A 12087-nucleotide genomic window follows, 5' to 3' on the forward strand; every position below is an offset into this window, starting at 1 on the left:
TTTTTCATTGCCCGGCCGGGTCAATCGGGCTTGGGGCGGTCGTCCCATTTGTCGCTGAGGATGCGTTGGGCATCCCCTTTCGGATCCTCGAACTGATGCGACCGCAAGGCCCAGATAAAGGCCACAAGACCTGCCGCCCCCAGGCCAAGTGAAACGGGGATCAGAATGGACAGGATCTCCATGCGTGCTTCCTTTCAATCCCGCAGCCGCAGCGCGTTCAGCGTCACCGTGATCGAGCTGAGCGACATCGCAAGCGCCGCAATCAGCGGGGTGACCATGCCAGCCACCGCCAGCGGAACCGCCACGATATTATAGGCGATGGAGATTGCAAAGTTCTGGCGAATACGCCGCGTCGCCAAACGGGCGGTCGCGACCGCCTCGGCCACGGGCACCAGATCGTTGCCGGTCAGCACCATGTCACTGGCCACCCGCGCCGCGTCCAATGCGCTGGCGGGCGAGACCGAGGCATGGGCCCGGGCCAATGCCGCCGTGTCGTTCAGCCCGTCGCCTACCATCAGGACGCGCGCGCCCTTGGCAGCCAGGCCCGCCACCATCGCCTCTTTTCCCTGGGGATCGACGGCGGCGTGGAAATCCTGGATGCCCAGGCGCCCAGCCAGATCCGCAACGGCCGCCTTGCGGTCCCCCGATATCAGCACGACCCGCAGCCCTGCCTTGCGCAGCATCGCCACGCATTCCGCAGCGCCGGGGCGCAATTCGTCGGTGAACTCCAGCCGGACGGGGGCTTGACCTTCGACCGCCAGCCATGTCGCGCTCGTGGGCCTGTCTTCGTCGTCATCGGCGACACCCAGCCAGTCGGCGCGGCCCAGCCGGACGATGCGGCCACCCCAGCAGGCCGAGACGCCAAAGCCTGGATGTTCGGCCACGTCGGAAAGATCTGCAAACGGATGATCGGCCAGGGCCGCAGCCAAGGCAACTGACAGCGGATGAGAGGAACCTTGGGCCAGGGCATGGGCAACTGGGCGCATCTCGGCAGGCAGCGGATCGGCGCTGACCAGCGACGGACGGCCCAGGGTCAGGGTGCCGGTCTTGTCGAAGACGACGGTATCGACCTCGGCCAGGCGTTCCAGGGCGGTGCCGTCCTTGATCAGCAGCCCGCGCCGGAACAGCCGCCCCGATGTGGCGGTGGCAACCGCCGGAACCGCCAGGCCAAGCGCGCAGGGACAGGTCACGATCAGCACCGCCGCCGCAATGTTGACGGCAAGGCGCAGGTCGCCCGTGGCCCAGACCCACCCCGCAAAGCTGCACAGCGCCATCAGGTGAACGCTGGGCGAATAGGTCCGAGAAGCCCGTTCGGCCAGAGAGGTATAGCGTCCGCGTGCGGCCTCGGCCGCCTCGACAAGGGCGGTCAGCCGGGACAGGGACGAATCGCGGCCCGCAGCCGTCACGCGCAGCACCAGCGGCCCGGTCAGGTTCACCTCGCCTGCCGACAGCATCTGGCCGGGCGCGGCCAGCACGGGCAGGGTTTCGCCGGTCAACAAGGCACGGTCGATTTCAGACCGCCCCTCGACGATCTCTCCATCCGCGGGAACGCGCGCGCCGGGCCGGATGCGGATCAGGTCGCCGGGGCGCAGGTTTGCGACGGGAACCGTCTGTTCCGTCCCCTCGACCAGCAGGGTCGCACGCGGAACCTCCAGCGCGGTCAGCTCGGCTGCGGCAGACCGGGCGATGGCGCGGGTGCGGTGGTCCAGATAGCGCCCGATCAGCAAGAAAAAGCATAGCATCGCCGCAGCGTCGAAATAGGCGTGATGCCCCGATTCCATCGTCTCATAGACCGAGATCGCACTGGCCAGGATCAGCGCCAGCGAGATCGGCACGTCCATGCCCAGCCGCCCCACCCGGATCGCCGCCCAGGCACTGCGAAAGAAAGGCTGGCCCGCGAAAAATACCGTCGGCAGGGCGATGGCGCCGCTGATCCAGTGGAACAGGTCGCGCGTGGCGGATTCGGCGCCAGACCAGACGGCCACCGACAGGATCATGATGTTCATCATCGCGAAACCCGACACGCCGATGCGCATCAGCAGGTCGCGTCCCTGCCGGTCGGCCGTGGTGGCGGAAAGCGCGTCGGGATCAAGCTCGTGTGCCTCGAACCCGACGCCCGCCAGCACGAGGATCAGATCATCCGCCGTCAGCCCCGGCGCATCGATGGTGACGCGGCGCAGGGTCAGGTTGACGCGGGCATTCTGCACGCCGGGATGGGCCGTCAGTGCGGTTTCCACATCGGTGATGCAGGTTGCACAATGGGCTGTGGGCAGGGACAGGATCACTGTGCCCCGCGCCACCTCGGCCCGGTCCGCCAGGCGTTGCGCCAAGGGTGCCGCGTCGCAGGCGGGACAGGCGCTGAAGCCTGATGCGGTCAGGTCTGCCATCTTATTTCACCCTCGCCCCGGCGTAATGGTCCAGCCGTTGCCGGAACGGTGTTCCGTCCGGCGCCGTTGCCTGGACATGAATGTTCCAGACCCCCGGTTCCAGCACCAGGGACGCGCGATAGATACCGCCGCCCGCAGGATCGAATTGCGGCGTCACGTCGGAGCGCTTGTGGGTCGGGCGCCCGATGGTGGCGGTAAAATCGCGCAGGATGGGATGGGCGCCTTGGCTGTCCACGAGCTCGATGACGACTTCGGTGCCGTCATAGCGGGCCTTGGCCGTCCAACCCAGGTTTTCCTGCGCCAGCCGGTCCCGGTCGAATTCCTGGGATGCGACATAGCTATTACTGACCTCAAGCCCCGGAAAGCTGCCAATGGCTAGGAAAGCCATGACCAGGTTGACGGAAATGATGACCCCGAATGCCGCCAGAGTGATGATCAGGACATGGCGCCCCGTCAGTTCTTTTGCCATCATTCGCCCTTTCCGTGGAAGATCGTGCCGACCGTGGCGGTGGTGCCGTCAAGTTCGTCCCGCACGACCAGGTCCAGCGATGTCGTGGCGCTTGTGGCAAGATCGGACCCCGCAGGCGCGGTCACGTACAGCCTGCGGCTAAGGGTTTCATCCGCAGGCACGTCAACTGTCCCCGTGGATGACCCTTCCACGGTGACCGCCAGATCCTCGGCCCCTTCGACCGCAAAGGCAAAGCTGCGGGCGTCTTGCTGCTTGTTGCGCAACCGCACCTCATAGGTATTGCGGACAGCACCGTCGGACATGGTCACGAACATCGGATTGCGCACCGGAGAAACGTTCAGATCAAAGGGAGAACGCATGAACAGCGCGACAATCAGCGCAACCCCGATCCCGGCCCACAGGGTGAAGTAAAGGACCGTGCGGGGACGGAAGATATGCCTCCAGACCGACTTTGGCGCAGCGCCCGCGCGTTCGGCGGTCTCGTCCCTCAGCGCCATATAGTCGATAAGTCCGCGCGGCTTGCCGATCTTGTCCATGATCTCGTCGCAGGCGTCGATGCACAGCGCGCAGGTGATGCATTCCATCTGCTGGCCGTCGCGGATGTCGATGCCCATGGGGCAGACGTTCACGCAGGCCATGCAGTCGATGCAGTCGCCCGCAGAGTTCAGCGGGATCGGCCCGCCCACGCCCGTGCGCACGCCTGGATAGGGAATGGGCGGATATTGTCCCCCTGCCGTGGGACCGGCGGCATGGCTCTCGGCCTCGGCCTGGAAGGCGACGGCGGCGGGGCGGTTTCGGACATTGCCCTTGCCGCGCGGCTCGCCCCGCCATTCGCGATAGGCGACGGTCAGCGTGTCTTCGTCCATCATCGCGGCCTGAATGCGCGGCCAGGGGCAGGCATAGATGCAGATCTGTTCGCGCGCAAAACCGCCGAACAGAAAGGTGGTCCCCGTCAGGATGGCCATCGTGATATAGGCGACAGGATGGGCCTGCCCGGTCAGCAGGTTGCCCAGCAAGGTGGGGGCGTCGGTGAAATAGAAAACCCAAGCCCCGCCGGTCAACAGCGCGATCACCAGCCAGATCGACCATTTCGCGGCCCGCAACCGGATCTTGTGGGTGTCCCATTTCTGGCGGTGCAGGCGGATCTGGTTGTTCCGATCACCTTCGATCCAGCGTTCGACCAGGGTGAACAGGTCGGTCCAGACGGTCTGCGGACAGGCATAGCCGCACCACACGCGACCCAGGGCCGACGTGAACAGGAACAGCCCCAGCCCAGCCATGACCAGAAGCCCTGCCACGAAATAGAATTCGTGCGGCCAGATCTCGATCCAGAAAAAGAAAAACCGGCGGTTTGCCAGGTCTACCAGAACTGCCTGGTCGGGCATGGCCGGGCCACGTTCCCAACGCAGCCAAGGCATGACGTAATAGATCGTCAGGGCCACCGCCATGACGATCCACTTGAGGTTCCTGAACCGCCCTTGCACGCGCTTGGGGAAAATCGGTTCCCGCTTGGCGTAAAGGCTGGGGGGGTCCAACTCGGGGGTGGACATATGAAGAATCGCTCCTGTTTCGCCCATCCGGTCTAGACCGGACAGGCAGTGGATTCTTTGACCTGCATCAAATGCAATCCGGTGCAGCGGCGCCTGCCAAGTGCGTCCAGGGTGCGGCGGGGCCACGAAACTGGGCAAAGCGATCGTCGGTCTTGGCCGCCAGAATATGATCATCACAAGCGCGCAGCCAGTCCGCAGGCAGATGTCGCCCTGTCCGCCGAGTTCTGCCTGTGGACGGGACCACCCATAACTGCACGGCTTGGAGCAATCGTGCCTGTCACGGCCGCCATCGGTCTGCGTCTTGCGCAGCCAAATCATCGTGCTTTCCGGCGCTGCCATGCTGACGTAACCTGCAGGCCGATGAAGGAGCCTTTCATGCTGACCATCCATGGCGTCACCCGTTCGCGCGCCTCGCGCATCATCTGGCTGTGCCACGAGATCGGATTGGAGTTTCGCCAGATCCCAGTCATTCAGGCCTATCGCCTGGGCCACCCCGATGCGCCCGATGCGCCCCTGAACACGCATTCCCCGGCCTTCCTGGCGCTGTCGCCCGCAGGAACCATCCCGGTGATCGAGGATGGCGGCCTGACCCTAAGCGAATCCCTTGCCGCCACCTTGTATCTGGCACGCAAGTACGGCGGCCACCTTGGCCCCGCCGACCTGGACGAAGACGCGCAGATGATGCAGTGGAGCTTTTACGCCGCCACTGCCGTCGAACCCGAGGCGCTGACGATCCTGTTCCTTCACGCCCCGTCACGCCTGCAATCGGGCGACGATCAAGCTCTTGTCGCCAATGCAGCCGAACGCCTGATCCGGCCCTTGAAGGTGATCGAAGGTCATCTGGCCACCCATGAACATCTGGTCGGAAACCGCTTTACGGTGGCCGATCTGAACCTTGCCGAGGTGCTGCGCTATGCCCAGGGATATGGCGAGTTGATGGGACAGTTTCCCGCAGTGATGGCTTGGCTGGAACGGTGCCAGTCCCGTCCGGCATTTCGAAAGATGTGGGAAGCCCGGCTGGCCGAACCGGAGTAAAGCGCCCTCGTAGAACCAGAAGATTACCACGGGCCCCCTGACAAGCCGCAACTGCATGACCACCGTATTGAGCGAGCCGCATGGTATTTTTGGGATGCACGCCTGCCGCGACTCCAATGTCCAAGACTTCGGTCATAAGATCGCAGCCCTGGTCCAAGGCATGACGAACAATCGGCACGCTGGGCCGGGTGCAGCGGGACTGGCCTTGGTCCCGCTTGCATGAGATAGTCCCCCAACCGAGAACAAGAGCAGAACCCCATGGCCGACGATCTTCTTTCCGCAGTCGATGCGATCGACAGCTATTCCGCCGCCTCGATCGAGGTTCTGGAAGGGTTGGAGCCTGTGCGCAAACGGCCCGGCATGTATATCGGCGGGACGGACGAACGCGCGCTGCATCACCTTGTGGCAGAGATTCTCGACAACTCGATGGACGAGGCGGTGGCAGGCCATGCCACCCGAATCGAGGTCGAGCTGCTGGCCGATCACAGTGTCGTCGTGCGTGACAACGGACGCGGCATCCCGATTGACCCGCATCCCAAGTTTCCCGGCAAATCCGCGCTCGAGGTGATCCTTTGCACCCTGCACGCCGGCGGCAAATTCTCGGGCGATGCCTACCAGACCTCGGGGGGGCTGCACGGGGTCGGCGCCTCGGTCGTGAATGCGCTGTCGGACCTTATGGTGGTGCAGGTCGCGCGCAACAAGGAACTGTTCGAACAGCGTTTTTCGCGCGGCGTTCCGCAGGGGCCGGTGGCCAGGATCGGGGCCGCCCCCAACCGGCGCGGCACAACCGTGACATTCCACGCCGACGAGGACATCTTCGGCCACCACCGCTTCAAGCCCGCGCGGCTGCTGAAGATGGTGAAATCCAAGGCCTATCTGTTCAGTGGCGTGGAAATCCGCTGGAAATCGGAAATCGACGACGGCGAAACTCCGCGAGAGGCGACGTTCCATTTCCCCGGCGGCCTGGCCGATTACCTTGCCGAAACACTGACGGGCGCCAGCACCTATGCCGACCGGCCATTCGCGGGCACTGTCGATTTCCGCCGCCAGGGCGCGCCCGGCAAGGTGGACTGGGCGATCAACTGGACGCCTTCGCGCGACGGCTTCATCCAGTCCTATTGCAACACCGTGCCCACACCCGAAGGCGGCACACATGAAGCGGGCTTCTGGGCCGCGATCCTGAAAGGCGTGCGCGCCTATGGCGAGCGGATCAGCAACAAGAAAGCCGCCAATATCACCCGAGAGGATCTGCTGACCGGCGGCTGCGCGCTTGTCAGTTGCTTTATCCGCGAGCCGGAATTCGTAGGCCAGACCAAGGACCGTCTTGCCACGACCGAGGCCGCGCGCCTGGTCGAGAACGCCGTGCGGGACCATTTCGACACCTGGCTGGCGGGGGATACGAAATCCGCGGGCGCAATCCTGGATTTTCTGGTCTTGCGTGCCGACGAACGCCTGCGCCGCAAGCAGGAAAAGGAAACCGCGCGCAAGACGGCCACGAAAAAGCTGCGCCTGCCCGGCAAGCTGGTCGATTGCAGCGCCACCAGCCGGGACGGCACCGAACTGTTCATCGTCGAGGGCGACAGTGCGGGCGGATCGGCCAAGATGGCGCGGGACCGCACCAACCAGGCGCTGTTGCCGCTGCGCGGAAAAATTCTGAACGTGCTGGGCGCGGCCTCCACCAAGATGGGGGCCAATCAGGAAATCAGCAATCTTTGTCAAGCGCTTGGCGTCGGAATGGGATCCAAGTTCAAGGTCGATGACCTGCGCTATGACAAGGTCATAATCATGACGGACGCCGATGTGGACGGCGCTCATATCGCCTCGCTGCTGATGACGTTCTTCTTTACGCAAATGCGGCCGATGATCGACAAGGGGCATCTGTATCTGGCCTGCCCGCCGCTGTACCGCCTGACCCAGGGGGCGCATCGGGTTTATGTTGCGGATGACGCCGAAAAGGAACGGATGCTGGTCAAGGGCCTGGGCGGGCGCGGCAAGATCGACGTGCAGCGGTTCAAGGGCCTGGGCGAGATGGACGCCAAGGATCTGAAGGACACGACCATGAATCCCAAGACCCGCAAGCTGATACGCGTCAGCATCGACGACGACGAAGGCGGGGAAACCGGCGAACTGGTTGAACGGCTGATGGGCAAGAAGCCCGAATTGCGGTTTGAGTACATCCAGGAAAACGCGCGCTTCGCCGAAGAGCTGGACGTCTGAGATGCGCCAGTATCACGACGCCTTGCGCATGGTCCTGGATCAGGGGCACGAAAGCACGGACCGTACGGGAACGGGTACGATCAGCCATTTCGGCCTGCAATGCCGATATCCGCTGGCGGACGGCTTTCCGCTGGTGACGACCAAGAAGCTGCACCTGCGGTCGATCATCCACGAACTGCTGTGGTTCCTGTCCGGCGACACAAACATCCGATATCTAAAGGAAAATGGTGTCTCCATCTGGGACGAATGGGCGGATGAGAACGGCGACCTTGGCCCCGTCTATGGCCGCCAGTGGCGGCTTTTCCCGAAGCTGGTGCCCAGCGGGCAGGATTCCGGCGGCCGCGCGTTGTTCTTTGCGGATCATGTCGATCAGATCGCTGACCTGGTTCAGGCGATCCGCAAGACGCCTGACTCGCGCCGTCTGATCGTGTCGGCCTGGAACCCGGGCGACGTCCCGGACATGGCGCTGCCCCCCTGCCACACGCTGTGGCAGGTGCGCATTCTTGCTGGCAAGCTGCATCTGCAACTGTATCAGCGCTCGGCGGATATGTTCCTGGGGGTGCCGTTCAACATCGCGTCCTATGCGTTGTTGCAGGTGATGCTGGCCCATGTCACCGGATACGAACCCGGCGACTTCGTGCATTCCATCGGGGATGCGCATATCTATTCCAACCATCTGGACCAAGTGCGGACCCAGCTTGCCCGGACGCCCAAGCCCCTGCCCCAAATACGCCTGCGCCGCGATGTCGCGTCGATCTTTGATTTCCGGTACGAGGATTTCGAGGTTCTGAACTATGATCCCGACCCGGCCATCAAGGCCCCGGTGGCCGTGTAAGATGCTGACCTTGATCGCAGCCCGCGACCGCAACGGCGCCATCGGCAAGGACAACGACATCCCCTGGCGCGCGCCCGAGGATCTGGCTTTCTTTCAGCGAGAAACAACCGGCGGCGCGGTCGTCATGGGCCGCAAGACCTGGGACAGCCTGCCCTTCAAGCCCCTGAAGAACCGCCTGAACCTGGTGGTATCCTCGAACCCGGACGCGGCGGACCATGTTGCTGCCACGCCTCGGGCTGCCCTTGATCATGCGCATTCCATGGGTTATCGGCGGGTTTACGGCATTGGCGGGGCAGGTATCTATGAGGCGCTGTTGCCCCTGGCCGACCGGCTGTTGCTGACCGAGGTGGATCTGGACGTGCGGGATGCCGATACATTCTTTCCCGCCTTCGACAGGAACGAATGGGACTGCCTGGGCTCCGTCGATTTGCGCCATGAACACCCGCGCTGCACCCTGTTCGAATATCTGCGCCGACGTTGAACCACCGGAAGGGATCTCCATGAACATTCGTTATCTGCACACCATGGTCCGGGTCGCCGATCTGGACAAGACCATGGCCTTTTTCAAGCTGCTGGGGCTGGAGGAAACCCGTCGTATCGACAACGACAAGGGCCGCTTCACACTAGTCTTCATGGCCCCGCCCGGCCAGCCGGAATGCCCGGTCGAGCTGACTTATAACTGGGATGGCGACGACGGCCTGCCCTCGGACAGCCGCCATTTTGGCCACCTGGCGTACCGCGTCGGCAATATCTATGACCTGTGCCAGCGGCTGATGGATGCAGGCGTCACCATCAACCGCCCGCCGCGGGACGGGCACATGGCCTTTGTTCGCAGTCCGGACAACGTGTCGGTCGAGCTGCTGCAAGAAGGCGATGCCCTGCCTCCGGCGGAACCCTGGGCCAGCATGGAAAATACCGGCCATTGGTAAGGCTCCTTTCGGTCAATAGATATAGCGGATCTGCTCCAGCCAGAACCGTTCGATCCGGCGGCTTTGCAGGTTGACCTGGTCCAAGGGGGGATCTTCCAGCACGCCGGACATGGCCAGCCCTTCTGCATGGCGCAGGAACAGGCGGTGGACCATGTCGCGGACCGCCTGTCCATCAGGCGTCAGCTTTACCCGCACGGACCGGCGGTCCATGTCGCTGCGTTCGTGGTGGACATAGCCCATCGTTACCAGCTTTTTCAGATTATAGCTGACGTTTGAGCCCTGATACATGCCACGTGACCGCAGTTCGCCTGCAGAAACCTCGGCCCCACCGAGGTTGTACAGGATCATCGCCTGGACTGGGGTCAGGTCGTGTTGGCCCAGACGTTCGAATTCGTCCTTGACCAGATCCAGCATCAGCCGGTGCAGCCGTTCCAGAAGCTGCAGGGATTCAAGATAAGCCTCGGTCGTATCTGCCAGGTCCGGCAGGGCCTGAACGTCAGCTTGGGGGCGCATATCGCGCGGCGCGGGGGAAATCATGGCGTCTCGCGGTCCTGATTTGTTCCTCATGACCCGACATTGCCGCAAAAACGAAAATCTTCAGTTAATGCAACGGAACTTCCGCGGAAGATTGGGGAAAATTTTATCGAACGGGCTTCAGCCGTTCCGCTGCATGGGCCGCGATCCGGTCCAGGACGGCCGCGATGCTTGCCGGGCCACGATCCGTCCCGCCATTAACCCGCGCCGTCACCCAAAGATACAGATCCTGATCGTTTTCGGACAGCATGACCTCGTAGGCATCCAGGTCGGCGCCATCCAGCGATGCCAGGGCGTCATCTGCGAAATGACCCAGGATCAGGTCCATTTCCTTCATTCCCCGGCGCCAACTGCGCATTTTCAGACGCCGCAGACGGGTTTCAGCAGATTCGATCATTCCATGCATCCTTTCGGGCGTGCTTGCCGTCCCTGACGGGTCAGCATAAGCCATACCGCAACGTCGTTCAAATCACCAAGGTTTGCCATGGGTTTCCTGTCCGATCGCCTGAACCGAATCAAACCCTCGCCTACCATCGCGATGACCACCCGCGCGGCGGAACTGCGGGCGCAGGGCCGCGACATCATCGGCCTGTCCGCTGGCGAACCGGATTTCGACACGCCCGTCCATATCCGCGACGCCGCCAAGGTCGCCATTGATGCAGGCCACACGCGCTATACTGCGGTGGACGGCACGCCGTCGCTGAAGCGCGCGATCTGCGACAAGCTCGCGAGGGAAAACGGGCTGGATTACACCCCGTCCCAGGTTACCGTCGGCACGGGCGGAAAGCAGATCCTGTTCAATGCGCTGATGGCGACGCTGGACGAAGGCGACGAGGTGATCGTCCCCGCCCCGTACTGGGTCAGTTATCCCGACATGGTGCTGCTTGCCGGGGGAACGCCGGTGATCGTGGAATGCGGGCAGGATCAAGGGTTTCGCCTGACACCCGAGGCACTGGATGCGGCGATCACGCCGCGCACGAAATGGCTGATCCTCAATTCGCCGTCCAATCCGTCCGGCGCAGGATACGACCGCGCGGCGATGCAGGCCCTGACTGACGTATTGCTGCGCCATCCGCAGGTCTGGATCCTGGCAGATGACATCTATGAACACCTGGTCTTTGACGGGTTCGAGTTCGTGACCCCCGTCCAGGTCGAGCCGCTGCTGAAGGACCGGACGCTGACGATGAACGGGGTCAGCAAGGCCTATGCCATGACGGGCTGGCGCATCGGTTACGGCGCGGCGCCGGAACCGCTGATCCGGGCCATGGCCAAACTGCAGTCGCAATCGACCTCGAACCCTTGTTCGATCAGCCAATATGCGGCCCAGGCTGCGCTGACCGGACCGCAGGATTACATCGCCGAAAGCCGAACGGTCTTCCAACGACGCCGCGATCTGGTCGTGGCCGGGTTGAACGCCTGCTCCGGCATCGACTGCCCCACGCCGCAGGGTGCGTTTTATGTCTATCCCTCGATTGCAGGGCTGATCGGCAAGACCTCGGGCGCGGGCACGGTCATCGCGGATGACGAGGCTTTCGCCAATGCGCTGCTGGACGAAACCGGGGTTGCGGTGGTCTTTGGCGCAGCCTTCGGCCTCAGCCCGCATTTCCGCATTTCCTATGCGACCAGCGACGAACAGCTGACCGAGGCCGTCGCCCGCATCCGGCGGTTCTGCGAAGGCTGCAACTGACCGCAGCCGCGGCGCGTTAACAGGCAGCATGAAAGGGAGACAAAGATGCTGCCCCACAACGCCCTGATCGTCGTGGCCGACGGCCGTTCCGCGACGCTGTTTCGCAATACAGCCAAGCATGGCCTTGAGTTGACGGAAACGGAACGGGTCACATTGGAAAGCCTGAACCAGCCCAAGGCCGGCGATGCCATTCCTGATGTCATTCCGGGCGATGACCCCGATATGTTCGCGCATCAGCTTGCCGATCACCTGAATGCGATGGTGCTGAAGCACAAGATCGATGACATCGCGGTGATCGCCGATCCCTCGACCCTGGGGGCGTTGCGCAGACGATATCACAAGGAACTGCAGTTCCGCCTGCGCAAGGAGGTCGCCAAGAACCTGACCAATTCCGATCTGCGCAGCGTCGAGGACGCGTTGGCCTGACAGGGGGACGCCACCCGT

Annotated in this window: 13 protein-coding genes; 7 read left to right on the forward strand and 6 right to left on the reverse strand. The window is 63.3% G+C overall.

Annotated features, from left to right (window positions below; translation table 11 throughout):
- Positions 1-20: 20 nt before the first annotated feature.
- The 4 genes from ccoS to LZ585_RS08270 are packed head-to-tail and all read right to left on the reverse strand — an operon-like array spanning position 21 to position 4406.
- The gene (gene ccoS / locus LZ585_RS08255; protein ID WP_234853138.1) at positions 21-182 is read right to left on the reverse strand and encodes a cbb3-type cytochrome oxidase assembly protein CcoS; all 162 of its coding nucleotides are present in this window, start codon (positions 180-182) and stop codon (positions 21-23) included.
- 12 nt (positions 183-194) lie between these two features.
- On the reverse strand, positions 195-2387 hold the full coding sequence (locus LZ585_RS08260; RefSeq protein ID WP_234853139.1) for a heavy metal translocating P-type ATPase: 2193 nt from the start codon (positions 2385-2387) through the stop codon (positions 195-197).
- 1 nt (position 2388) lies between these two features.
- The gene (locus LZ585_RS08265; protein ID WP_315857586.1) at positions 2389-2859 is read right to left on the reverse strand and encodes a FixH family protein; all 471 of its coding nucleotides are present in this window, start codon (positions 2857-2859) and stop codon (positions 2389-2391) included.
- Complete coding sequence (locus LZ585_RS08270; RefSeq protein WP_234853140.1) at positions 2856-4406, reverse strand: RdxA/RdxB/FixG family protein; 1551 nt, start codon at positions 4404-4406, stop codon at positions 2856-2858. Before LZ585_RS08270 ends, LZ585_RS08265 begins: the two co-directional genes overlap by 4 nt.
- Positions 4407-4781: 375 nt before the next feature.
- Between LZ585_RS08270 and LZ585_RS08275 the strand changes: the two genes are divergently transcribed.
- The 5 genes from LZ585_RS08275 (at position 4782) to LZ585_RS08295 (ending at position 9422) form a co-directional block, all read left to right on the forward strand.
- On the forward strand, positions 4782-5441 hold the full coding sequence (locus LZ585_RS08275) for a glutathione S-transferase family protein (protein ID WP_234853141.1): 660 nt from the start codon (positions 4782-4784) through the stop codon (positions 5439-5441).
- A gap of 258 nt (positions 5442-5699) precedes the next feature.
- On the forward strand, positions 5700-7658 hold the full coding sequence (gene parE / locus LZ585_RS08280; protein ID WP_234853142.1) for a DNA topoisomerase IV subunit B: 1959 nt from the start codon (positions 5700-5702) through the stop codon (positions 7656-7658).
- Between the two features lies 1 nt (position 7659).
- Complete coding sequence (locus LZ585_RS08285; RefSeq protein WP_234853143.1) at positions 7660-8493, forward strand: thymidylate synthase; 834 nt, start codon at positions 7660-7662, stop codon at positions 8491-8493.
- A gap of 1 nt (position 8494) precedes the next feature.
- Positions 8495-8974, forward strand: a complete 480-nt coding sequence (locus LZ585_RS08290; RefSeq protein ID WP_234853144.1) for a dihydrofolate reductase — start codon at positions 8495-8497, stop codon at positions 8972-8974.
- A gap of 19 nt (positions 8975-8993) precedes the next feature.
- Positions 8994-9422, forward strand: coding sequence for a VOC family protein (locus LZ585_RS08295; protein ID WP_234853145.1), 429 nt, complete (start codon positions 8994-8996; stop codon positions 9420-9422).
- Positions 9423-9434: 12 nt separating this feature from the next.
- Here the strand turns inward: LZ585_RS08295 and LZ585_RS08300 are convergent, their stop codons facing one another.
- Positions 9435-9935, reverse strand: coding sequence for a MarR family winged helix-turn-helix transcriptional regulator (locus LZ585_RS08300; RefSeq protein ID WP_234855793.1), 501 nt, complete (start codon positions 9933-9935; stop codon positions 9435-9437).
- A gap of 127 nt (positions 9936-10062) precedes the next feature.
- Complete coding sequence (locus LZ585_RS08305) at positions 10063-10353, reverse strand: FAD assembly factor SdhE (protein ID WP_234853146.1); 291 nt, start codon at positions 10351-10353, stop codon at positions 10063-10065.
- A gap of 87 nt (positions 10354-10440) precedes the next feature.
- On the opposite strand from LZ585_RS08305, the gene LZ585_RS08310 reads away from it, so the two are divergent.
- Positions 10441-11643 (forward strand): pyridoxal phosphate-dependent aminotransferase, encoded by a 1203-nt coding sequence (locus LZ585_RS08310; protein ID WP_234853147.1) that lies wholly within the window; start codon positions 10441-10443, stop codon positions 11641-11643.
- A 45-nt stretch (positions 11644-11688) separates the two neighbouring features.
- Positions 11689-12069, forward strand: a complete 381-nt coding sequence (locus LZ585_RS08315; protein WP_234853148.1) for a baeRF12 domain-containing protein — start codon at positions 11689-11691, stop codon at positions 12067-12069.
- The last annotated feature ends 18 nt before the right edge of the window (positions 12070-12087 follow it).

Origin of the sequence: Paracoccus everestensis (genome assembly GCF_021491915.1) — a bacterium.
Classification (GTDB): domain Bacteria; phylum Pseudomonadota; class Alphaproteobacteria; order Rhodobacterales; family Rhodobacteraceae; genus Paracoccus; species Paracoccus everestensis.